Here is a 21,970-nt window from a genome sequence, read left to right as displayed (position 1 = left end):
TTTAGTGATTGCCTAATAAAAAAGAGTATTTATCCTCTAAGTACTGCCCCAGCTTGACTTTTCAAAGCTTCGAGTACTTGAGTATGGACTTTTGTTACTTCTTCGTCTGTTAATGTCCGTTCTGGGTCCATATATTTCAATGAGTACGCAATGGATTTTTTGCCTTCTTCCATGCGATCTCCTTCATATAAGTCAAAGACATGTACTTCTTTTAGAAGCTGTCCGCCGGCAGTTTGGATAATATCCTTCAACACGCCTGAGACTGTTTCTTTATCTACAACAAGAGCGATGTCTCTTGTGATGGATGGGAAACGTGGTATACCTTCGTATCTAAGTGCAGCTGTAGCTTCTTCAAGGACTGCCTTCAAGGATAGCTCAAACACATAGGTGTCTTTTAGATCAAGCTCTTTTTGCATAGTTGGGTGTACTTGACCGACGAAGCCGATTCTTTCACCATTTAAGTGAATCTCTGCCGTACGTCCTGGGTGCATATTATCCACTTTCGCCTGTACATAAGTAACGTTTTCAGTAAGACCAAGTTTTGCAAACAATCCTTCTAAAATACCTTTTACGACATAGAAGTCAACTGGCTTTTTCTCACCCTGCCAAGAATGACTATGCCATAGTCCGGTAATCGCACCAGCTACATGCTCCTCTTCTTCAGGTAATACTTCAGTTCCATTTGCTAAAAATACTGCACCTGTCTCATACACAGCGAGGCTGTCATTTTGACGAGCACTGTTGTATTTTAGTACCTCCAAAAGCTGCGGCATAATGCTTAAGCGCAAGATACTGCGGTCCTCACTCATTGGCATTGCCAGGCGAATGAAATCGCGCTTTTCAAGTGCGAACTGTGCTGCTTTTTCCTCACTTGTTAACGAATAGGTTACTGCTTGGTAAAGACCAGCGCCTTCAAGATATTGACGGACGATACGGCGTTTTTCCTGATACTTTGATAATTTACCCGGTGTAGCCGATCCGATTGGCAATGTCATTGGAATAAGATCATAGCCATATAGACGCGCTACTTCTTCAATTAAATCTTCCTCGATTTTAATATCACCACGTCGTGTTGGAGCTGTAACTGTAATATTTTCACCTTCACTGCTTACCGCAAATTGAAGGCGTTCAAAAATCGCTTCCACCTCGGCTATTGTCAGGTTCGTACCGATAACGCTATTTATTTTTTCTAACGTAATCGAAACCACTGCCGGTTCAACTGTTAGCGTATCAACCTCTGCAGCACCTTCTAATACTTCTCCTCCTGCATATTTTGCAATTAAGTAAGCTGCACGCTCACCAGCTGCACGGACACGATTTGGGTCGACTCCCTTCTCAAAACGAGCACTTGCTTCACTTCGTAAACCATGGTCTTTTGAAGCTTTTCTTATCGTACCACCTGTAAAATAGGCAGCCTCCAACAATACTGTTGTAGTGTCTGAAGTCACCTCAGAATTTGCACCGCCCATTACACCCGCTAATGCAACAGGTTCTGTCCCATTGGTAATCACTAAATGGTCGGAGGTTAATGTACGTTCTGCATCATCAAGAGTTACAAATTTCTCACCATCTTGCGCGCGACGTATAAGGATTTCCTTTGAGCCTAATCGATTATAGTCGAACGCATGAAGAGGCTGACCATATTCTAATAAAATGTAGTTAGTAATATCGACAACATTATTATGTGGACGAATTCCAGCTGACATTAATCGTGTTTGCATCCATAATGGCGCTGGGCCAATTTTTACATTTTTAATTACTTTTGCAGCATATAAAGGATTATCCTCATTAGCTTCAACTTTTACTGTAATATAATCAGTCGCTTTTTCATTTACAGGTTGAAGGTCGTTTTCTGGCAGCTTAACATCGCGTCCAAGAATCGCTGCTACCTCATAAGCGACACCGAGCATGCTCAAGCAATCCGCACGGTTAGGTGTTAGACCTAGTTCAAGCACTTCATCGTCACGGTTTAATAATGCGATTGCGTCACTTCCAACTGCTGCATCTTGAGGGAAAACAAAGATTCCTTCAGAATATTCCTTCGGTACAACCTTCGCTTCCATCCCAAGCTCCGTTAGGGAGCAAATCATTCCATTTGATTCTTCACCGCGAAGTTTTGCGCGTTTGATTTTAAAATTACCTGGTAATACCGCCCCAACTGTTGCCACCGCTACCTTCTGCCCTTGCGCGACATTCGGTGCTCCACAAATAATTTGAACAGGTTCTCCCTGACCGATATCCACCTGGCATTTACTTAATTTATCAGCGTTTGGATGCTGTACTCGTTCAACAACATGACCAACGACTATTCCTTTAATTCCTTCGTTGAGGACGTCTACGCCTTCAACCTCAATCCCGCTTTTAGTAATTTTTTCAGCCAATTCATCAGCTGATACTCCGGATAAATCTACATAATCCTGGAGCCATTTATATGAAACGAACATATTGTGCCCCTCCTCCTATTCGTGTTTTGAAAATTGTTTTAAGAACCGTACATCGTTTGTATAGAAATGACGAATATCATCGACACCGTATTTCAACATCGCAATCCGCTCTGGTCCCATACCGAAGGCAAAACCAGTATATTTTTTAGAATCATAGCCAGCCATTTCAAGGACGTGAGGATGGACCATTCCTGCTCCAAGAATTTCAATCCAGCCTGTTTTCTTACAAACATTACAGCCGTGTCCACCGCAAATCATACAGGAAATATCCATTTCAACTGACGGTTCTGTGAATGGGAAAAAACTTGGACGCAATCTGATTTCACGATCTTCACCAAACATTTTCTTCGCAAAAACCTCTAAAGTACCTTTTAGGTCGCTCATGCGAATATTCTCGCCGACGACAAGACCTTCGATTTGTGTGAACTGGTGAGAGTGTGTCGCATCATCATTATCACGGCGGTACACTTTACCTGGGCAGATAATTTTGAATGGACCTTTCCCTTCGTTCTTTTCCATTGTCCGCGCCTGTACGGGTGAAGTATGGGTACGTAGTAATATCTCATCTGTAATATAAAAGGAATCCTGCATATCACGTGCCGGATGACCTTTTGGTAAATTTAGAGCTTCAAAGTTATAATAATCCTGCTCAACTTCAGGTCCTTCAGCAATCTGATAGCCCATCCCAATAAATAAGTCTTCAATTTCTTCAATGATTTTGGTTAATGGATGGTGATTTCCAACCTTAACTGGTCTTCCTGGCAGGGTAACATCAATTGATTCAGAAGCGAGTTTTTCTGAAACCGCTGCTTCCTCTAAATCTTTCTGTTTAGCTTCTAATATCGTTGCAATTGCCTCACGGACTTCATTAGCAAGTGCTCCCATAACTGGGCGTTCCTCTGCAGAAAGCTTACCCATTCCACGTAACACTTCTGTAATCGGACCTTTTTTTCCTAAATAAGCAACCCGGATGTCATTCAATTCCTTCAAGCTTGAAGACTGTTCAATTTTTTGAATAGCCTCCTGCTGCAATTCCTTTAATCGTTCTTGCATTTGGTTTTCCTCCTTAAATTTGATTACGAATGAAAACAAAAAAACCCCATCCCTGGAAAGGGACGAGGTTTATAGTCGCGGTACCACCCTTGTAAACACGGTATGTATAAAACACATGTGTTCGCTTCATTCGGATAACGGCTAGGCCGGTGCATCTTTACAAGTGCTTTTCGCACGTGGTCCCGATGCCAACTCAGGAGGTGAACTTCTCCTACCCCTTCCATAAAAGTGCTTTCAGTCATGGCACTTTCTCCCTAAATGGTCTTTGATAAGATACTTTTCTCCGTCATCGTTTTTGGTATTTTTCAATAATGTAGATTATTATATAATACTTTGCCAGTGGTTTCAAACAAGTATCGTCTATTTTTTCAAAAAATATAACAGGATGCCTGTTGCAACAGCTACATTGAGTGATTCACTTTTGCCGTAAATTGGAATATAAAGGTTCGCGTCTGTTTTAGCAAGCAGCTCCTTGTTGACGCCATTCCCCTCGTTGCCAACAAGTAAGGCAAACTTATCCTCCGTTGAAATATCAGTATATGCAGCTGCCCCTTCAAGTGCTGTACCGTAAACGGAAATATTTTTTTCCTTTAGCTGTTCCATCCATTTATGAAGGTCACCAGATATGATTGGCAGGTGAAAATGGCTTCCTTGCGCGGAGCGGAGTACCTTTCCGTTATAGACATCTACGCTTCCCTTTCCGACTATTACTGCGTCAATACCAGCTGCGTCCGCTGTGCGAATCATTGTTCCTAGATTCCCTGGATCCTGTACTGCATCAATTAAAAGATAAGTTTTCGCCTCAGGCACTTCCATTTGGACCTGCCGGCAAACCGCATAGATCCCCTGTGGTGCTTCTGTATCTGATAAGGAGTTTGATATCTCTTCTGTAACGGTCGTAACAGGTATTTCTCTAGAGTCCCAGCGTGGTGGAATACCCACACTAGTAGAAACGATAATTTCGATTACACTCTCACTGTGTTTTAATGCTTCTTCTACTAAATGAAAGCCTTCCACTAAAAATGTACCAGTTTTATCGCGTTCCTTTTTTGTTAAAAGTTTTTTCCATTGTTTTACTTTTGGATTCTGTATGGATTCAATATGTTTCAAGTTTGTACTCCTCTAGTGTTTTTACTCATTATATCCCAAAAAAAATACATAATAAAACCAAAAATAGAAAACATATTAAAGTAATACAGGATGAAAAAGGAGTGTATGATTATGAATTTAAATTTACGGAATGCCATTGTACACAATGTTTCTGGAAACTCACAAGCGGAATTAGAAGATACAATTGTTGACGCGATTCAAAACGGCGAGGAAAAAATGCTACCGGGTCTAGGCGTGTTGTTTGAAATTATATGGAAGCATTCATCTGCAGAAGAAAAGAAGGAAATGCTGGTTGCTCTTGAAAGTGGATTAAAGTAATCATATTAGAGCTGCCGATTCGAACTCGGCAGCTATTTTTATGCATATCCGCAAGTACTTACCGCTATCCGCAAGTATTTCTCGCTATCCGCAAGTATTTTCCGCTATCCGCAAGTATCTAATAAAAAATCCCCGACATTATATCGAGGAAAGCAAACTTTATTCATACGTAATTTTATCAACGGTTTCACGGTCTAGACGTTTGATGACTTCTACAATCAGCTTGACTGCATTTTCATAGTCATCACGATGAAGGATCGCTGCATGCGAATGAATATAGCGTGTGGCAATGGTGATCGCTATCGAAGGGACACCATGATGAGCTAGATGGATAGGACCTGCGTCAGTCCCACCGCCAGGGATTGCATCAAATTGGTATGGGATATTCAATTCGTCTGCCAAATTAGTAATAAAATCGCGCAAACCTTTATGTGCCACAAGAGTAGCATCATACAAAATGATTTGCGGACCTTTCCCCATTTTACTCATGGCTTCTTTTTCCGAAATTCCCGGTGTATCTCCAGCAATACCCACATCCACAGCAAAACCGATATCAGGATTAATTTTTTCAGCTGAAGTCTTTGCACCACGGGAGCCGATTTCTTCTTGGGTTGTTCCCAGACCATAAACCTCATTTGGATGGTCGGTACCTTTTAGCTGCTTTAATACATCAATGGCAATCGCACAGCCAATTCGGTTATCCCATGCTTTTGCCAAAAGCATTTTTTCATTATTCATCACAGTAAACTCGAAATATGGGACGACCATATCCCCTGGAAGAACTCCCCATCCATGAGCTTCCTCTCGACTTGAAGCACCAATATCTATAAACATATCTTTTATTTCTACTGGTTTTTTACGAGCTTCTGCAGGCAAAATGTGTGGTGGCTTGGACCCGATGACACCAATGATATCACCTTTCTTGGTAACCACGGTAACGCGCTGTGCCAGCATCACCTGCGACCACCAGCCGCCCACGGTTTGAAAACGAAGGAAACCCTTGTCATCAATTTGCGTAACCATAAAACCGACTTCGTCTAAGTGACCAGCCACGATAACTCTTGGACCGCCCTCTTTTCCGACCTTCTTAGCGATTAAACTGCCAAGCCCATCGGTTGTAACTTCATCCGCATATGGAGCTATGTATTTACTCATTACTTCGCGGACTTCCCTCTCGTTGCCGGGAATTCCTTTGGCATCCGTTAAATCCTTTAACATCGTTAAAGTTTCATCCAATTTAGCCATTGCTGCGCCCCCTTTTTATCTATATTCGAAATTTATTATACTGAAAATAATGATTATGTTCAGCTAATAATTATTCTGTTGTCTTTGATAATTTACTTCATTTTTCGCAAAATATGCTTTTTCCATTTCCTCGTATGTTATACCGAGCAGCGTACCCAGCTGTAAATAGGATTCAAGTAAGACTTTGAAATCATGTTCATTCTTACTGTTCTTAAAATTATTTACACTTTCGTAAATCAGCAAAAATTGGTCCGAAACACCACTACCTGGTGGTTCGTTATTCATTGCGTACTTGAGATTCTGAAACCCGCACTCAATTCCAAGCGATAATATAAAATGGATACCATCAACAAACTCCTCTAAGACAATACTTTTCTCCGATGATGGCTTAATACTCCAAAATTTAAAACAGCGTGTTTCATTCGCCAATTCACCCAGTTCGACTAGTAATGCAAGCACCTTCCTGTTAAATAACTCTTCATTCTGTAATTCATGCTTTTCTTCAATATGCTGATCCAGCGCTTGCTGCATGTTAAATAATTTTTCCAATTGCATTTTTCTATCACTCCCTCTGCAAAATTATATCAAAGTATGGAAAGAATGAAACTTTTCTCTTTTCATTCCGTATAGTAGGTAAAAGTACTAGGAGGCAAAACCATGGTTTGGCTGCTGCGCTTAGTTTTACTATTCTTGCTTGCGTTTATTTTATTTGTAACAATTAAATTCCTCCTCAAACCAACTAGGAAATTAGAAGCAGCACGGAAACACAAACGTTTCTTGCTTTTAGATAACGAGGAGGTCATAAAAAACTTTCAACTTACTTATAATGGTGCAGTATTTACGGGTGAAAAATATTTAGGTGCGACAAAAAACACGATAGATGTGGTTTCCATTTCCCTATGGCCTGATCCAAAAACCCCAATTAAAGGAATGGCTAAGGAAGACTTTTATTTTATTGAGAAAAAAATTCATGAAAAATACCCAGTCGCTCAAATCAATTGGAAAAGTCCAATAGATGAATTTTTGCATCAAAAATAGCCGCTTAACCAGCGGCCTTTTCTTTTGTTCTTTTAAAAAACACCTTCCATTGAATCACATTTTGTTTCTCCCTTAACAAATAAACAAGACAAGTTAACCCAAGAAGGATCAAAATAATGAATGATGGGGTAAAAGTGCTGATGTACTCTCCAAAGATGGTAAAGAAAAAGGCGATTGGGATATTCGTTAGTAAAGAAGCCTTCATGTACTCTTTAAATCTAGGTTTTCTTTGTTTTAAACAAAAGCTTAAAAGGTGATAGTGTACAAATGGAATGAGCCTTAAAATAGCAATTTGACCAACCGTAAGATTCCGGTATTCGCCAAACCAGCGATTTTTGATTTTAATAATGCGCTCCTGTGTTTTCGGCATCCTATCTATAAAAGCATAGAAAAAGATACTAACCCCCATTAAGCCAATAACCGAATAAATTGTCCCCCACACCGTTCCAAATAAAACTCCTCCAGCAATGACGACAACCGATACAGGAATAAATAAAAACGATCGCAGCAAATGAAAAAGTATGAACGCTACTGGAGCAAAAATCCCACCTGCTTCCACCATGATTAACAGCAAAGACAAGTTCTCATTCATTTATCATGCCCCCTGGATGTTAATCTTTGTTGATAATTAAGCTTATAAATAGGGGCAAGCTGTTATGTCTATAACGTAAAAAAATAACCTAAAAGTATGATTTCAACTGCTGCTAGTAGGGGGAATCCCACTTTAAAGGATAAGTGCTTTGTCTTATGCCGGAACAGCCTCATTCCCGCGGTTGCACCGACAGCCCCTCCAAATAGAGCAATCAGCCACAACGTATTTTCACTTATACGGTATTGATGTTTTTTTGCCCGCTCCTTATCCGCCTTCATCACAGCCAGCCCAATCAAATTCATGATGATGTACGCCGCTAAAATAGTAGTCATTTCCCCAGCTCCCTTATAGAAAAAGCCATCCTCGCAACGGAGAATGGCTTTAAAAATTACTTCTGTTGTTGTTTTGCAACGTTTGCTAATTCAGCAAATGCGTTTGCATCACTTACTGCTAATTCAGCAAGCATTTTGCGGTTTACTTCGATACCAGCAAGCTTTAAGCCATGCATTAAACGGCTATAAGAAAGACCGTTCATACGAGCTGCTGCGTTGATACGAGTAATCCAAAGTTTACGGAAGTCGCGCTTTTTCTGGCGACGATCGCGGAATGCATACATTAAAGATTTCATAACCTGTTGGTTTGCTACTTTATATAATGTATGTTTTGAACCATAATAACCTTTTGCTAATTTAATAACTTTTTTACGACGCTTGCGCGTAACTGTACCGCCTTTTACACGTGGCATTGAATTTCCCTCCTATATATCAATCGTTCGAGATTACTTAAGATTTGTTAATAAGAAACGGATGCGTTTGAAATCGCCTTTAGAAACAAGGGACGCTTTGCGAAGCTTACGCTTAGCTTTTGTAGATTTGTTTGCAAATAAGTGGCTTGTATAAGCATGTGAACGCTTCAGTTTACCAGAACCAGTTTTCTTGAAACGCTTTGCAGCGCCACGGTGAGTTTTCATTTTTGGCATTGGAATAGTCCTCCTTATTACTTTTCGATTTTAGGTGCTAGAACGAGGAACATGCTTCGTCCATCCATTTTTGGATGAGACTCAATGGTTGCAACTTCCTTGCACTCTGCAGAAAAACGGTCTAACACTCGCTGACCAATTTCTTTATGGGTAATCGCCCGGCCCTTAAAGCGGATTGAAGCTTTTACCTTGTCGCCTTTTTCCAAAAACTTAATCGCATTGCGAAGTTTTGTATTAAAGTCATGCTCATCAATTGTTGGGCTCAGACGAACTTCTTTTGTAACAATAATCTTTTGATTCTTTCGAGCTTCTTTTTCTTTCTTTTGATTCTCGAATTTGAATTTGCCATAGTCCATAATTCGGGCTACCGGAGGTTTCGCATTTGGTGCAACTAGTACCACATCAAGATTCACTCGACCGGCAATCTCCAGCGCCTCAAATTTTGTTTTAATCCCCAGTTGTTCGCCGTTTTGATCAATTAGGCGAACTTCGCGAGCGCGAATACCCTCATTTAACAACATGTCTTTGCTAATAATTAGCCACCTCCAAGGTTTTCACGAATACAACTTTCAGGTCAAGTTAATCAGCTGACTGACTTTTGACACTTTTGCTGTTTCGGCAAGAAATGAACAACGTTTTTTACAAATAAAAAAGTGTGGATGCAAACACCCACACTTTACGAAACAAAAGTAATAAACTAAAAAGTTCACGTAAAACCTGCCAACTGCCAATTGCGTCAATCAGGTGAGAAGCGGGTGCTTCTTCTTTTCCCAAAACTAGTATTCAATTTTCCTTAGTTACTATAACATAAGCAAAGACGTGATGTCAACAAGACATTTCTTATGACAACGAATTTCATTTTATCAAGAAACGGCAAATTATTCAATAGAAATTTTTTCATTTCAAAAAAGAAAAAGGGAGAGTGCTCTCCCCTTCCTAAATATTATCCTCTTTTCACTTCTGCTTTTAATGACTCAAGGAATTGACTAAATGGCTCTGTTACTGATTTTTGCTCCCCATATTTACGGACATTAACGGCATTTTCTTCAACTTCCTTGTCACCGACAACGAGCATATATGGAATTTTTTGCATTTGAGCTTCACGAATTTTATAGCCGATTTTTTCATTACGGCCATCTAATTCAACACGGAAGCCTTCATTTTGCAGCTGTTCCTGAACCTGCTTCGCAAAATCATAGTGTGCATCTGGAGAAACAGGAATTACCTGTACCTGTACGGGCGCTAACCAAGTAGGGAAGGCACCTTTGTATTCCTCAATTAAGAAGGCTACAAACCGTTCCATTGTTGACACAACGCCGCGGTGGATAACAACTGGGCGATGTTGCTTGCCGTCTTCGCCAACATAAGTTAAATCAAATCGTTCTGGAAGCAAGAAATCCAATTGGACAGTGGAAAGTGTTTCATCCTTGCCTAAGGCAGTTTTTACTTGGACGTCCAGCTTAGGACCGTAGAAAGCTGCTTCGCCTTCTGCTTCATAATACTCAAGGCCAAGGTCATCCATCGCTTCCTTCAGCATACCCTGCGCTTTTTCCCACATTGCGTCATCATCATAATACTTTTCAGTATCTTGTGGGTCGCGGTAGGAAAGACGGAAGGAATAGTCATTCAGATTAAAATCTTTATACACGGCTAAAACCAGGTTAACAACGCGCTTGAATTCATCTTTGATTTGGTCAGGACGAACAAAGATATGTGCATCATTTAAAGTCATCCCGCGAACACGCTGAAGTCCTGATAATGCTCCTGACATCTCATAACGGTGCTGTGTACCTAGCTCCGCAATTCGAATTGGAAGTTCACGATAGCTGTGAATCGCATTTTTGTATACCATCATATGGTGTGGACAGTTCATAGGGCGAAGAACCAATTGCTCGTTATCCATGTCCATGACCGGGAACATATCTTCCTGGTAATGATCCCAGTGACCTGAAGTTTTATATAAATCCACACTTCCCATGATTGGAGTGTATACGTGGTCATAGCCAAGACGCTGCTCTTTATCCACAATGTATCGTTCAATAACACGGCGGATTGTTGCACCTTTTGGAAGCCATAATGGTAACCCTTGGCCAACTAGTTGTGAAGTTGTGAAAAGACTTAATTCTTTCCCAATTTTACGGTGGTCGCGTTCTTTCGCTTCTTCAAGCAAGCGAAGGTGCTCTGCCAAATCCTCTTTCTTAAAGAAAGCAGTTCCGTAAATACGCTGAAGCATCTTATTTTTGCTGTCACCGCGCCAGTAAGCACCGGCAATGCTCAACAATTTAAATTCCTTAATTTTTCCTGTTGAAGGAACATGTACACCACGGCAAAGGTCAGCGAAATCGCCTTGCTCATAAATTGTCACTGTCTCATCATCAGGAATTGCTTCGATTAGTTCAAGCTTGTAGGGATCACCGGCTGCTTTGAAGAACTGTACAGCTTCCGCACGGCTTACTTCCTTACGAACGATTTCAATGTTTTCATTGACGATCTTCGCCATTTCTTTTTCAATTCTTGGAAGGTCCTCTGGAGTAATCGATTCCTCAAGGTCAATGTCATAATAAAATCCACCTTCAATAACGGGTCCTACACCAAGGTTTACTTCTTTTCCATACAGCCTTTTTATCGCCTGAGCCATTAAGTGAGCTGTACTATGGCGCAAAATCTCTAAGGCATCCTTTGATTCTGGTACAACAATTTCTATGGATCCGTCTTCTACGATTGGACGGCGAAGATCAAATAATTGACCATTCCACTTCCCGGCAATTGCTTTTTTCTTCAGTCCCGGGCTGATGGAAGCAGCAATATCTTCCGTTGTTGTTCCACGAGGGAACTCCTTCACTGCTCCATCTGGAAACGAAATCTTAACAACGTTTGACATGGTTTTTCCTCCTTTTAATTTAAGCGCATTGAATACGGCGCTTTATAAAAATAAAAAAACCCGTCCCTGGAAAAGGGACGAGTTTAATAAACACGTGGTTCCACCCAATTTTTCATTTTTTAAAAAAAGCTTAAAAATGACTTTAGGACAGGGTAACGGGCTGTTTCCCGTCAGGCGATTACTCACTTCTAAGAAGCGTTCACCGCTGAAGTTTAAAGGTGGTAAGCATTCAATCCGTGCTAGGAGGCTTTCAGCCAAGTCCTCCCTCTCTGGTAACCGTGAATAAATACTGTTGTCCTTATCATTACTGTTGCTTGATATAATTGGTATTTCGTACTATGTACGTTATTATAATGATTCTATTTTCAAAAATCAATACACCAAGCAAACAATTATGACAAATTTTTTCAAGTTCCACTTTCATTTGCGGTGTTTTCCTGATGAATCCATTCTCTTGTCTGACGTAAACCTTTGTATGATTTTATCGTTACCCTTTCTTCAAAAATATTTTTTATCGTCCTTACGAGCGGCTCCTCCGAATTTTTCGTATAAAGCAGAATACTCTTGGGCGCTATCGATAATAAAGGTGCAATCGAAGCAGAATCAACATAAACCGGATGATTAAACAAAAGCTTCCGGTCTATCATTTTCACCAGCTCTCCCCTTCTAATCTCATCAAATTTCTCATCAAAGAAAGTGATTTCTTCATCAAATAAAAGATGAAGAGTGTCCATTCTTGGCTCCCGGCCTGCTAAAAAATCTCGTAATGTTTGAATAAACATTTGATATTCTTGCTCCATTTTATATTCATCAATGGATATTTCTACGTAACTCTCTAACATCTTTAAATAAGGACGCAAACGAAATTTTAGAAAGGAATCAAATGAAAAAGAGACATGGTCTTGGAAAATTTCATCAATGGCTTCTCTAATTTTTGATTCTTCTCCATTCTCCTTAATTAGAACCGCCAGGTCCTCACGTTGCCCTTCAAGAACAGAATAAATAATTTCCATGATATGTTGCTGCTCTTCTGTGTCCTCGAAAAAATATTTATCTTGTAAAATGGCTTTAAACCAGTCATCACGCTTTATTTTTATGATAAATTCATAAAACGCTTCCTTGACCGCTTCTAAACTTACCTTGTTTTCCAAAATTCTTACTATATGTCGATCTTCTAATAGAAGAATATCTTGATTATTTGGATTATAACGTAAACACTCCCGCAAGTGATCATAAAATCTCTTCACATCCATCTTGCTTCGGAAGATGATTTCTGCCAACCAAATCCCCCCTCTGACCCATACTCTGTTTTACTATTTATATGGGGGACTTGGCCAAAATAGAAGTTAAGACCGTAAGGATGCACCTATATTGTAAAAAAAAAAATAAGGATTACCGTAAATGAATCGGTAATCCTCATTTTTAATCTCTCCGGTTTGGTCCATCAACTAGAACAGGTTCACTTAAACTGCGGATCCTTTCCATGATTCTCCGTGCTTTCATTTTCTCCTCTTCACCACGTTGACTGTAGGTTAAATGATGCTCTAGACCCTGAAAGTCAAAATTAGAGGTAAAGAAAGTTGGAAGCTTTTCAAGCATTCTAAACTGAAGGATGGGACCTAATACTTCATCCCTTGTCCAGCTAGAAACTGCCTCTGCACCAATATCATCAAGCATTAGGATTGGATCTTTTTTTAGGGCTTCAATTTTTTCGTTTAATGTAGAATCACCTATTGCACTTTTCATTTCGCGCAGCAGTTCAGGTACATAAACTATCATTGATGAAATTTGCTTTTTAGCAAGCTCGTTGGCTATCGCCCCTAATAAATAGGATTTTCCGACACCAAACTTCCCATATAAATATAAGCCCTTTGGTTTTAGACCTGCCTCGTAATTCATTAAAAAGGTAGCAGCCTTATCGCCTGCGTCAAGACGCCCCAAGTCACCTTCGAAGTCCTCAAAGGTAGCCTCCAAAATGTCTCTTGGTACATAAAGACTTTTGATTAGCTTTTGATTTTTCTTTTGCTCATCCGCCATTACTTTTCTAGGGCAGCGCTTATAAACCACATCTATGGAGTTTCTGACTAAAACTAAATCAGGATGATACCCTTTCATGAAATTTATACAGCCATCGAGACTCTCGCAGCGATTACATTCTTTACTTTGCTGGGTGTACTCATAAAGCTTGCTCATGCTCTTTTCGATTGATGCCTGATCGAGCTCATTTTGGTGTTCAGTCAGAAAGGTATGAACATCAGGATGCTCTAGTACTTGCCGCCGCTGCTCTTCATAGCGCTTCTGAAAGCTTTCATTTGAGGCTAAACGCTTAAGTGTTCGATTTATTTTCTCCAATTACCCTCACCCCCTATTTGCGAAAGGCTTTTAGCTTTTCTTCAATTGCACGCTTTTTCGCTTCAAGTTCTACGTTATTATCTTTTGGATTTTCTTTGCCACTATCTATATCCTTATTTTTCCCATTATCATCAAACCAATCTGGTAATACCTCTGTCCGAATTGGTTTTCTAGTAGATTTCCCAGTTTTCTTACTTTCTTTAACGCTTCGCTCTTCTTTCCGTGCTGCTTCCATCGCTTCCCTAACAGTCTTGATTTTAAGCCGAGCCCAATGGCTTGCTATCGATTCAACAAATCCCTTAGTAAATTTCATGTCTGTTTTTCGTAAGGTTACCTCGATCAATACATTTACAACACCAGGGGGAAGCTTATATTTAATCATAACTTCCTCTAATATTTTTAAATTCGAAACAGATGGCTCAACTCCGCCCGAAAGTTCCTTAAAAATAACGATAGGAGGTGTAGTTTCATAATAACGAATTAATTTTTCTTCCTGGGTTTTCGGTTCCGTTACTTGTTCCTGGTGGACAGCTGGCTGGGTTCTATTGATAAGACTCGGAAGTTGGTCATAATTTTCAAATTGATACCAATCACGTGCACCTTTTCTTAAATCCTCAATATCAATTTCATCATTTTCATTAATAGCCCCTAAAATAAAGTTTTTCATTTCAATTGGACTAATCCCATAAAGAAAGGCAAGATTACTAATAACCTCCCTCACCTTTTTGGTAAGTGCCTTTTGGGGAACGAGTGATTCATTAAGACCTGCCAATAACATATCAAAGTCAAAAGTATTTGTATCAATTTGAATCGGTTTTTGATCCTGGCGGCCGATAAATTCATGTTTCTGTTCAGCCTCTAAGTCGTCAGAATGGTCTTGCATATATTGAAGACTGCCTGGTGTTGCAGAGGCAAACACATCCTGAAAAGCCCTAGTTACTTCTAAATACTCTTCATTCAGTGGCTTTTGCTGATCGCTAAAAAAACGTTTTAGACGGGCAAAGTGGTTTTTCCCTATTTTACGATATAAATAAATATTTAACATACCATCTAAAAAAAACTGCTCTGGATTTAATGGTGGATGGAGTTCATAAATAAAAGATCGGCCGCTTTCATCCGATTTCACGTATGTTTTTAATAAGCCAATCCCCTCAAGCTTGAGTCTTGCTTCGTATATATCCTTTAAATTGACACTTAACAAATTCATTAATAAATGATGCGTAGAGGACCCCGACCAAAGTCTATTTTCTTCAATTTCTGCCCAAAGTGTCAAATATAAACCTAAACAAGTAGAGCCGATTAAGGGCTGATACAAAAAAGTCAGCACTTTGCGATCATATTCATGCAGCAAGCCACTTGACGTAACCTGATAACGGTCAATCGGAATCAATTCCTGCCAATGCTGCGCCATTTCATTCACCCTTTTAAAAAAGTAATAAAGAGCCAAAGACTTTCTTTAGCTCTCTAGGATTTCTCCTTGTTTATCAATTCCTTTAATTCTTGAATAAAAACGTTTATATCCTTAAATTGACGGTAAACAGAAGCAAAGCGCACATAAGCGACTTCGTCCACATGTGCAAGCCTGTCCATGACCATTTCACCAATCAATTCACTTTTTATTTCTGATATTCCTTGACTGCGTAGTTCCTTTTCTACCCCTTGGGTAATATCTTCTAATTCCTTTAAAGCAACAGGGCGTTTTTCACAAGCTTTAATTAAGCCACGTAAAATTTTATCACGGCTGAATTCTTCCCTAGTACCTTCCTTTTTGACGACAATAAGTGGAATTTCTTCAATCTTCTCGAATGTCGTAAAACGATATCCACATTCTTCACACTCTCGCCTTCTTCGGGTTGCACGACCCTCATCAACTGGCCGGGAATCAAGCACACGTGTACCATAATTTTGACATGAAGGGCACTTCATTTGATCAACTCCCAAATCAATCCATACATAAGTATATAGTATTTATCTTATTAAAAAGAAAACGGTAACACAAGAGATTATGAGCTTTTTCAGCTTCGAACAAGAGTATGTAATTTGTTTAATTTTTCGTAATAAGAAATAAGCCTGTTCTTTAAAACTGGATACATTCCGATGGGTGAAAACTTTTCAGTTGATATGTTAAAGTCTACCGCTGTTTCCAGTGGTTTCGCTGAAACTACTGTTACAATTAAAAAGCACTGTGTCGGTTTGTCGATTTCAACGGCAATCTCTCCATGATCTTTAGAAACTGTTATGATTCGACAATCCGCGTCCTGTCTAAATAGATCTTCAACGGATTTAAATAACTGATTAAAAGATGCTTTATAATAATGGGTAGTTAATGAACCATCTTTTTGATTATCTGAAGTTTCGACCTGTTTTCTGAAACGAATAAATAAATTACCAAATATAGACATGCTTGCCTCCAAAAATTATCTTTTCCTTATAGTTTACAATACTTTACGAAAAAAATAAAAGAGGTGTACTTTAAAAATACACCCCTCGTCGTTTTTTATTTTAAATATTAAAGAGCTTTTGCCTGTTTAACTTGAACAGGACCCATACCACGTGGAATTTCAATATTTTCACGTGTTTGCGCATTTAAGCTTTCAGCAATATAATCCGCTGCTACATTTGGATTTAAATCGCCACATGTATAAACATCAATGCTTGCATATCCGTGCTCAGGAAAACTGTGAATCGTTAAGTGAGATTCAGAAATTATGACAACACCGCTTACGCCTTGTGGTGCAAATTTATGAAATGCTACTTCGCGAACTTCTGCACCTGATTTAAGAGCTGCCTCGACAAAAGTTTGTTCAATAAAATTCATATCATTCAATTTTTCAAGATCGCATCCCCATAATTCTGAGATTACGTGACGTCCCATTGTTTCCATATTCATTTTCCCCCTCTTACATTTTTGCTTCGTTCTTGAAATCCTGTATTGACGGTATCTTGTAATTACCACGGGGGAAAGTTAGTCCAAAGAGGTCCTAACCCTTTAAGTAATTAATGGGTACCCAATTTCAAGAAGTTCACGATGACTAGTATACTAAGTTTATATTTGTTTTGCAACCTATCAATCTAAATTTTACCTCTTTTTGGGAATTAGGTTCAAAAGGCATGTCTCCTTAAAAAACCAGATGTCAAACTATATTATGCAATCGAAATTAAAAAAGCCACAAAAAAATACTGTCAATCGACAGTATTTTTTCATTTTATCCAACTTTCACTTGATTACTATTCGCCATTAAATGTGCGACAAATAAGGTAAGATCGACAACTCGGGAAGAATACCCCCACTCATTATCGTACCATGCCAGTACCTTTACCTTTCTGTTACCCATAACCATCGTTGACAATCCATCAATGATTGCAGAATTCGGATTTGTATTGAAATCAACTGATACAAGTGGTTCCAATGTAAAATCGATAATCCCCTTCAATGGACCATTTTTCGCCTCGATAAATGCTTGATTAATATCATCAATCGTGACATCTTGTTTCAAATCGACAACTAAATCGACTAGCGAAACATTTGGTGTAGGTACACGAAGTGACATCCCATGCAACTTACCCTTTAACTGTGGTAATACCAGTGACAAGGCCTTGGCAGCTCCAGTTGAGGTTGGGATGATAGATTGTCCACATGCTCTAGCTCTTCGTAAATCTTTATGTGGGTTGTCAATGTTGCGCTGATCATTTGTATAGGAATGAATGGTTGTCATTAGACCGTTTTCAATTCCAAACTTCTCATCTAAAATTTTCGCAACTGGCGCTAGGCAGTTAGTCGTACAAGATGCGTTTGAGATCACATCATGAAGAGTGATATCGAGTTTTTCTTCATTTACTCCCATAACAATGGTAATATCCTCATCTTTAGCCGGTGCAGTAATGATTACCTTTTTTGCGCCTGCGTCTAAGTGTAGACTCGCTTTGTCGCGCGAGTTAAATTTTCCTGTTGCTTCAATGACCACATCGATATTTAATTCTTTCCATGGAAGCTGCTCTGGGTTTCGATTATTTAATAATTTCACTCGTTTACCGTTAACAATTAGCTCTTCATCTAATGCAATGATATCCCCTTGAAATGGTCCATGGACCGTATCATATTTAATTAAATGTGCTAATGTTTCTGCTGGATAGCTCGCATTAATAGCAATAATATCAAGCGTATTTTCAAGAATCGCTTTTCTAAAAACCATCCTTCCAATTCTCCCAAAACCATTAATCGCAATTCTCGCCTTCATTTCACGGCCCCTTCCGTAATAACGTTATACTTATAACTTAATTCGATGTAATTAGTATAACACATTCACGTAAAAATGCGATATATAATGTGCGGATTTTTATAAATGTTTTTAATTCGGATAACTTGTTAACAGAATGTCCACGTTTTATGGGTTGTTGGGATGGGATATTTGTATAAAATTAGGGTTAGAGAGAGGGAGTGGGGTATGTTAATTAGGCCGCGCGAAATATCAGCAGAATTAGCGATTTTGCGAATTTTGAATAGGAAGATGAATCTCACAGAAAAGGAGAAATTGCACTATTTTATCCTTGAGAAAGGGTATGAGGGAGAGCTGAAGTTTGATTCCTTAACGAAAAATCTTCAAGGTGAACATTTGATCACCAATGATTTATTGCTCAATCATAATTATTCAAGCTTCCAAATTGATTCATTGATTCATTTTCAAAAATCAATTTATCTAATTGATGTAAAAAACTTTGAAGGTGATTATTTTTTTAAACCTGATGGCTTCTATAGTGCTAATGACAAACCCATAAAGGATCCTCTTGCCCAATTGAAAAAGATGCGAATTATTACTCAGTCAATTAAACCAACAGTATGGATATAATTTTAACATTGAATCCTACCTTGTTTTTATAAACCCCGAGTTTACTTTATATCATGCACCCGAAAATCCACAAATCATTTTACCAACACAGGTTAACCGCTTTATAAAAAAGTTAAATACGATTCCATCAAAGCTAACTGATGAGCACTTAAAATTAGCTAACCTTTTAGTTTCACTGCACCAGCACGATAATCCTTTTACTAGGCTTCCAAAATATAGTTATGACCAACTTCAAAAGATTCTTACTTGTGTTACATGTAACTCTTTTTCGCTTCATGTAGGCAGAAAAAAATTAATTTGTAAAACTTGTTCATGTGTGGAGGACGTTGAAACAGCTGTAATAAGGTGTGTGGGGGAATTAAGGCTTTTGTTTCCCGTTAAAAAAATTACAACCCGCTTTGTTTATGAATGGTGTGGGGGAGTTTTATCTGAAAAACTGATTAGACGGGTACTAAATGATAATTTTACAATGACTGCCAAGTATAGATTTGCCCACTTTGAGTAGAGCAAAAGATGGTCCCCAAATTACAATGATTCTCATTGTAACTTGGGGACCTTTTGTTTTTCCAGTCACGTGGGGCTCTCCACTCGACCGAATAGTTGCCTTGTCGTTTTTTCGGTCACGCGGGGGTTTGCCACGCGACCGAATTTTCACTTTTTCCTTTTTCGGTCACGTGGGGGCTCTCCACTCGACCGAATTATTCACTTTTTCCTTTTTCGGTCACGTGGGGGCTCTCCACTCGACCGAATTATTCACTTTTTCCTTTTTCGGTCACGTGGGGGCTCTCCACTTGACCGGAATATTCACTTTTTCCTTTTTCGGTCACGTAGCACCTCTTAAGTAACCAATCGGTACCCTTTAATCTTGTACCAGCAACTACTAGAGCAAATAAAAAGAAGGGGACTCCCCCTTCTGCGGCTAATCATCTTATTCAGTTAGTATTCCCCAACCCCGTAATATTTCTACGAGTTGTTTCCGTGTATCCGCAACTGTCCCATTATTATCAATAACCGCATCTGCCAATGCAACTTTTTCAGTGAGGGGCATTTGTGATGTCACGCGTGCCTCTGCGTCCTCCAATGCGAGATTATTTCTCTCCATGAGACGCTGCAATTGGACCGCTCTATCAACAAATACCAAAATGGTTTTTTCTACCATATGTGTTAATTTACTTTCAAACAAGAGTGGGATATCGAGGACAATGACTTGTTCCCCGCGCCTCTCGGCTGCTTCCACTTGGTCATTCATCCTTTTTCTAACTTCAGGATGAGTTATACCGTTCAAGAGTTGTCGTTTCTCAGCGTTATGAAAAATGATGGAACCGAGTTTTTGCCTATCAATCTCGTCATTAGCTAGCAAAATATCCTGACCAAATTCAGCGACTATTTTTTGAAAGGCAGGTTCTCCTTTTTCTACAGCAAGGCGGGCTTCTACGTCTGCATCGATGACAGTAATGTCCATTTCTTTAAACATATTAGAAACTGTACTTTTTCCACTGGCTATTCCGCCTGTTAATCCGATTACTAGTGACATACTCTATTCCCTTCATTATCATAATTTCCAAATACCGATGATAATTAATAAAATCCCTGGTAAAAAGGTAAATTTTTGGATCCAATTAAATCTATGAAAAAAGGCACCACTTTTTATTCCTAAAAGAACAAATAAAGAACTCATTATCGCTACGCTGACGGCTAGATAAATAGGGGAGAATCCAAGCATAACGGCACCTATTCCTGCGGCGAATGCATCAATGGACAAGGCAAAGCCCAGCATGAATGCCTCGATTCCAGTAATGGTACCCGAACGGTCAAAGTCCGCAGACATTGGTTTTTTTAGAATATTGATTGCGATCCCTAAAGAGCGAATTTCAAAATTAACAATTAACTTCTCATGTTCGAGCAGGTCGGAATCCTTTTCTTTTTCGGGTCGAAAAAATTGATACAATACCCAGGCGCCGAGAGCAATCAAAATAAAGCCCCCAAGACTTGCCGTGATACCCGGTGATAAGATTTTTTCCAGACCATGTCCGATTGACATAGCAATCATTAAAGAAATTGCTGAACAGGTGGCAATAATGAGTACTGATTTAAGCGGTAGTTCCATTTTTCTTAGTCCATACGTAAACCCTACGCTAAAGCTATCAAGACTGAGAGCAAAAGCCAGCAGGAGAAGTGAGAACAATTGAAACATGATGTCTAGGGCTCCTTCCGTCAATCACTACGATAGTATATGGCAGGAGCCTATCCTTTGTTATTAAATTGTCAATCACTTCTAATGGTTAAAGCTTTTGGCAGTTAGGGCAAAAATGCGTCCCTCTTCCTCCCACTTTCGTCTTTTCTAGCGGCCTTCCACAGTTCTTACAGGCTTTCCCTTCGCGGCCATAGGCATATAATTCGAGCTGGAACATTCCGATTTCCCCCTGTGAATTCACATACGAGCGAATCGTACTTCCTCCTTTTTTAACCGCTTCACCTAATGTCGCCACAATTTCCTGATGAAGTAATGTTAGTTCAGGTTCACTTAAAGAATTAGCTATCCTTTCAGGATGAATTCCGGAACGGAACAAGGCCTCGTCCACATAAATGTTACCTAGTCCAACAAAGACTTTTTGATCAAGGAGTGCAGGTTTTATTTTCCTGTTCGTCTTTTTTAGCTTTTCAGTTAAATATTCGACTGTAAATTCCTCCGAAAATGGCTCTGGTCCAAGGTCAATAAGCGGAGGTTTTTGAAATTCTTCCCCTTTTTTATACAAGTGCATCGTTCCAAATTTTCGAACATCCCGATACCGCAACTCACTTCCATCAGTAAAATGGAAGATTACATGAGTATGCTTATCATATGGATCTTCTTTTGGATAAAGCCCATATTTTCCTTCCATGCGTAAATGGGAAACAAGGGCGTAAGTATTCGTATAGATGATTAAAAACTTTCCTCTTCTGCCGACATCCTCAATCGTTTCACCCTTTAGGGCATCAATGAATTGTTCTACTTCTAGTGGGTTTTTGATGATTTTCGGCCAGTGAATGGTTACATTTTCAATCTGTTTATGCGAAACAAGGTTTTTTAACGTTTTTCTAACTGTTTCTACTTCTGGCAGCTCCGGCATA

The 21,970-nt window shown here is 39.3% G+C and carries 24 protein-coding genes and 2 other annotated features; of the genes, 3 read left to right on the top strand and 21 right to left on the bottom strand.

Going from position 1 to position 21,970, the window contains the following annotated elements:
* Positions 1 to 29 precede the first annotated feature (29 nt).
* The 3 genes from pheT to J2Y03_RS14360 form a co-directional block, all read right to left on the bottom strand.
* A complete protein-coding gene (gene pheT / locus J2Y03_RS14370) occupies positions 30 to 2,444 on the bottom strand; it encodes a phenylalanine--tRNA ligase subunit beta (RefSeq protein ID WP_310195254.1) in 2,415 nt (804 codons plus the stop codon).
* Positions 2,445 to 2,459: 15 nt separating this feature from the next.
* A complete protein-coding gene (gene pheS / locus J2Y03_RS14365; RefSeq protein WP_132089062.1) occupies positions 2,460 to 3,497 on the bottom strand; it encodes a phenylalanine--tRNA ligase subunit alpha in 1,038 nt (345 codons plus the stop codon).
* Positions 3,498 to 3,552: 55 nt separating this feature from the next.
* Positions 3,553 to 3,796, bottom strand: a binding site (T-box leader).
* 61 nt (positions 3,797 to 3,857) lie between these two features.
* Positions 3,858 to 4,607, bottom strand: coding sequence for a TrmH family RNA methyltransferase (locus tag J2Y03_RS14360; protein ID WP_310195252.1), 750 nt, complete (start codon positions 4,605 to 4,607; stop codon positions 3,858 to 3,860).
* Between the two features lie 111 nt (positions 4,608 to 4,718).
* Here J2Y03_RS14360 and sspI point away from each other — a divergent pair, with 111 nt between their 5' ends.
* A complete protein-coding gene (gene sspI / locus J2Y03_RS14355) occupies positions 4,719 to 4,925 on the top strand; it encodes a small acid-soluble spore protein SspI (protein ID WP_132089068.1) in 207 nt (68 codons plus the stop codon).
* Positions 4,926 to 5,084: 159 nt separating this feature from the next.
* On the opposite strand, the gene J2Y03_RS14350 is transcribed toward sspI, so the two are convergent.
* Positions 5,085 to 6,170 carry a M42 family metallopeptidase gene (locus J2Y03_RS14350; protein ID WP_310195249.1) on the bottom strand — a complete coding sequence of 362 codons (1,086 nt, stop codon included), beginning with the start codon at positions 6,168 to 6,170 and terminating at the stop codon, positions 5,085 to 5,087.
* 63 nt (positions 6,171 to 6,233) lie between these two features.
* Positions 6,234 to 6,725, bottom strand: coding sequence for a dUTP diphosphatase (locus tag J2Y03_RS14345; protein ID WP_132093026.1), 492 nt, complete (start codon positions 6,723 to 6,725; stop codon positions 6,234 to 6,236).
* 102 nt (positions 6,726 to 6,827) lie between these two features.
* On the opposite strand from J2Y03_RS14345, the gene J2Y03_RS14340 reads away from it, so the two are divergent.
* Positions 6,828 to 7,208: a sigma-w pathway protein ysdB gene (locus tag J2Y03_RS14340; protein WP_310195245.1), complete on the top strand. Its 381-nt coding sequence runs from the start codon at positions 6,828 to 6,830 to the stop codon at positions 7,206 to 7,208.
* Positions 7,209 to 7,212: 4 nt separating this feature from the next.
* On the opposite strand, the gene J2Y03_RS14335 is transcribed toward J2Y03_RS14340, so the two are convergent.
* From J2Y03_RS14335 to J2Y03_RS14275, 13 genes are all read right to left on the bottom strand, one after another.
* The gene (locus J2Y03_RS14335) at positions 7,213 to 7,800 is read right to left on the bottom strand and encodes a TVP38/TMEM64 family protein (protein WP_310195242.1); all 588 of its coding nucleotides are present in this window, start codon (positions 7,798 to 7,800) and stop codon (positions 7,213 to 7,215) included.
* A 68-nt stretch (positions 7,801 to 7,868) separates the two neighbouring features.
* On the bottom strand, positions 7,869 to 8,132 hold the full coding sequence (locus J2Y03_RS14330) for a DUF1294 domain-containing protein (protein ID WP_310195239.1): 264 nt from the start codon (positions 8,130 to 8,132) through the stop codon (positions 7,869 to 7,871).
* Positions 8,133 to 8,188: 56 nt separating this feature from the next.
* Positions 8,189 to 8,545 (bottom strand): 50S ribosomal protein L20, encoded by a 357-nt coding sequence (gene rplT / locus J2Y03_RS14325; protein ID WP_132093038.1) that lies wholly within the window; start codon positions 8,543 to 8,545, stop codon positions 8,189 to 8,191.
* 33 nt (positions 8,546 to 8,578) lie between these two features.
* Positions 8,579 to 8,779: a 50S ribosomal protein L35 gene (gene rpmI / locus J2Y03_RS14320; RefSeq protein ID WP_034676880.1), complete on the bottom strand. Its 201-nt coding sequence runs from the start codon at positions 8,777 to 8,779 to the stop codon at positions 8,579 to 8,581.
* Between the two features lie 17 nt (positions 8,780 to 8,796).
* Entirely contained in the window at positions 8,797 to 9,300 is a 504-nt protein-coding gene (gene infC, locus J2Y03_RS14315; RefSeq protein WP_132093044.1) for a translation initiation factor IF-3, read from the bottom strand.
* 120 nt (positions 9,301 to 9,420) lie between these two features.
* Positions 9,421 to 9,552: a sequence feature (ribosomal protein L20 leader region), on the bottom strand.
* Positions 9,553 to 9,722: 170 nt separating this feature from the next.
* Positions 9,723 to 11,660, bottom strand: coding sequence for a threonine--tRNA ligase (gene thrS, locus J2Y03_RS14310; RefSeq protein ID WP_132093047.1), 1,938 nt, complete (start codon positions 11,658 to 11,660; stop codon positions 9,723 to 9,725).
* 407 nt (positions 11,661 to 12,067) lie between these two features.
* Positions 12,068 to 12,940 (bottom strand): putative sporulation protein YtxC, encoded by an 873-nt coding sequence (ytxC, locus tag J2Y03_RS14305; RefSeq protein WP_310195237.1) that lies wholly within the window; start codon positions 12,938 to 12,940, stop codon positions 12,068 to 12,070.
* 142 nt (positions 12,941 to 13,082) lie between these two features.
* Positions 13,083 to 14,012, bottom strand: coding sequence for a primosomal protein DnaI (gene dnaI / locus J2Y03_RS14300; RefSeq protein ID WP_310195235.1), 930 nt, complete (start codon positions 14,010 to 14,012; stop codon positions 13,083 to 13,085).
* A 13-nt stretch (positions 14,013 to 14,025) separates the two neighbouring features.
* The gene (locus J2Y03_RS14295) at positions 14,026 to 15,423 is read right to left on the bottom strand and encodes a replication initiation and membrane attachment family protein (protein WP_310195232.1); all 1,398 of its coding nucleotides are present in this window, start codon (positions 15,421 to 15,423) and stop codon (positions 14,026 to 14,028) included.
* A 53-nt stretch (positions 15,424 to 15,476) separates the two neighbouring features.
* Positions 15,477 to 15,938 carry a transcriptional regulator NrdR gene (nrdR, locus tag J2Y03_RS14290; RefSeq protein WP_045523558.1) on the bottom strand — a complete coding sequence of 154 codons (462 nt, stop codon included), beginning with the start codon at positions 15,936 to 15,938 and terminating at the stop codon, positions 15,477 to 15,479.
* An 89-nt stretch (positions 15,939 to 16,027) separates the two neighbouring features.
* On the bottom strand, positions 16,028 to 16,414 hold the full coding sequence (locus tag J2Y03_RS14285; protein WP_132093060.1) for a hypothetical protein: 387 nt from the start codon (positions 16,412 to 16,414) through the stop codon (positions 16,028 to 16,030).
* A 107-nt stretch (positions 16,415 to 16,521) separates the two neighbouring features.
* Positions 16,522 to 16,896: an adenosylmethionine decarboxylase gene (speD, locus tag J2Y03_RS14280; protein ID WP_132093063.1), complete on the bottom strand. Its 375-nt coding sequence runs from the start codon at positions 16,894 to 16,896 to the stop codon at positions 16,522 to 16,524.
* 322 nt (positions 16,897 to 17,218) lie between these two features.
* The gene (locus J2Y03_RS14275) at positions 17,219 to 18,250 is read right to left on the bottom strand and encodes a glyceraldehyde-3-phosphate dehydrogenase (protein WP_310195228.1); all 1,032 of its coding nucleotides are present in this window, start codon (positions 18,248 to 18,250) and stop codon (positions 17,219 to 17,221) included.
* A 207-nt stretch (positions 18,251 to 18,457) separates the two neighbouring features.
* Here J2Y03_RS14275 and J2Y03_RS14270 point away from each other — a divergent pair, with 207 nt between their 5' ends.
* Positions 18,458 to 18,859 (top strand): nuclease-related domain-containing protein, encoded by a 402-nt coding sequence (locus J2Y03_RS14270; RefSeq protein WP_310195227.1) that lies wholly within the window; start codon positions 18,458 to 18,460, stop codon positions 18,857 to 18,859.
* A 928-nt stretch (positions 18,860 to 19,787) separates the two neighbouring features.
* Here J2Y03_RS14270 and coaE read toward each other — a convergent pair.
* The 3 genes from coaE to mutM form a co-directional block, all read right to left on the bottom strand.
* A complete protein-coding gene (gene coaE / locus J2Y03_RS14265; protein ID WP_310195225.1) occupies positions 19,788 to 20,393 on the bottom strand; it encodes a dephospho-CoA kinase in 606 nt (201 codons plus the stop codon).
* Positions 20,394 to 20,411: 18 nt separating this feature from the next.
* The gene (gene ytaF / locus J2Y03_RS14260; RefSeq protein ID WP_310195222.1) at positions 20,412 to 21,053 is read right to left on the bottom strand and encodes a sporulation membrane protein YtaF; all 642 of its coding nucleotides are present in this window, start codon (positions 21,051 to 21,053) and stop codon (positions 20,412 to 20,414) included.
* 88 nt (positions 21,054 to 21,141) lie between these two features.
* Positions 21,142 to 21,969, bottom strand: a complete 828-nt coding sequence (mutM, locus tag J2Y03_RS14255; RefSeq protein WP_132093078.1) for a DNA-formamidopyrimidine glycosylase — start codon at positions 21,967 to 21,969, stop codon at positions 21,142 to 21,144.
* Between the last annotated feature and the right edge of the window lies 1 nt (position 21,970).

It is taken from the genome of Neobacillus niacini (genome assembly GCF_031457145.1).
GTDB lineage: Bacteria > Bacillota > Bacilli > Bacillales > Cytobacillaceae > Neobacillus > Neobacillus niacini_J.
Note: the sequence above shows the minus strand (reverse complement) of the source record. Positions and strands in the feature narration are given on the sequence as shown.

Bases quoted from the DNA above. Each gene is read 5' to 3' on its own strand.
- pheT (WP_310195254.1), bottom strand. From the start codon at position 2,444: ATGTTCGTTTCATATAAATGGCTCCAGGATTATGTAGATTTATCCGGA.
- pheS (WP_132089062.1), bottom strand. From the start codon at position 3,497: ATGCAAGAACGATTAAAGGAATTGCAGCAGGAGGCTATTCAAAAAATT.
- sspI (WP_132089068.1), top strand. From the start codon at position 4,719: ATGAATTTAAATTTACGGAATGCCATTGTACACAATGTTTCTGGAAAC.
- J2Y03_RS14350 (WP_310195249.1), bottom strand. From the start codon at position 6,170: ATGGCTAAATTGGATGAAACTTTAACGATGTTAAAGGATTTAACGGAT.
- J2Y03_RS14345 (WP_132093026.1), bottom strand. From the start codon at position 6,725: ATGCAATTGGAAAAATTATTTAACATGCAGCAAGCGCTGGATCAGCAT.
- J2Y03_RS14340 (WP_310195245.1), top strand. From the start codon at position 6,828: ATGGTTTGGCTGCTGCGCTTAGTTTTACTATTCTTGCTTGCGTTTATT.
- J2Y03_RS14335 (WP_310195242.1), bottom strand. From the start codon at position 7,800: ATGAATGAGAACTTGTCTTTGCTGTTAATCATGGTGGAAGCAGGTGGG.
- J2Y03_RS14330 (WP_310195239.1), bottom strand. From the start codon at position 8,132: ATGACTACTATTTTAGCGGCGTACATCATCATGAATTTGATTGGGCTG.
- rplT (WP_132093038.1), bottom strand. From the start codon at position 8,545: ATGCCACGTGTAAAAGGCGGTACAGTTACGCGCAAGCGTCGTAAAAAA.
- rpmI (WP_034676880.1), bottom strand. From the start codon at position 8,779: ATGCCAAAAATGAAAACTCACCGTGGCGCTGCAAAGCGTTTCAAGAAA.
- infC (WP_132093044.1), bottom strand. From the start codon at position 9,300: ATGTTGTTAAATGAGGGTATTCGCGCTCGCGAAGTTCGCCTAATTGAT.
- thrS (WP_132093047.1), bottom strand. From the start codon at position 11,660: ATGTCAAACGTTGTTAAGATTTCGTTTCCAGATGGAGCAGTGAAGGAG.
- J2Y03_RS14295 (WP_310195232.1), bottom strand. From the start codon at position 15,423: ATGGCGCAGCATTGGCAGGAATTGATTCCGATTGACCGTTATCAGGTT.
- nrdR (WP_045523558.1), bottom strand. From the start codon at position 15,938: ATGAAGTGCCCTTCATGTCAAAATTATGGTACACGTGTGCTTGATTCC.
- J2Y03_RS14285 (WP_132093060.1), bottom strand. From the start codon at position 16,414: ATGTCTATATTTGGTAATTTATTTATTCGTTTCAGAAAACAGGTCGAA.
- speD (WP_132093063.1), bottom strand. From the start codon at position 16,896: ATGGAAACAATGGGACGTCACGTAATCTCAGAATTATGGGGATGCGAT.
- J2Y03_RS14275 (WP_310195228.1), bottom strand. From the start codon at position 18,250: ATGAAGGCGAGAATTGCGATTAATGGTTTTGGGAGAATTGGAAGGATG.
- J2Y03_RS14270 (WP_310195227.1), top strand. From the start codon at position 18,458: ATGTTAATTAGGCCGCGCGAAATATCAGCAGAATTAGCGATTTTGCGA.
- coaE (WP_310195225.1), bottom strand. From the start codon at position 20,393: ATGTCACTAGTAATCGGATTAACAGGCGGAATAGCCAGTGGAAAAAGT.
- ytaF (WP_310195222.1), bottom strand. From the start codon at position 21,053: ATGTTTCAATTGTTCTCACTTCTCCTGCTGGCTTTTGCTCTCAGTCTT.
- mutM (WP_132093078.1), bottom strand. From the start codon at position 21,969: ATGCCGGAGCTGCCAGAAGTAGAAACAGTTAGAAAAACGTTAAAAAAC.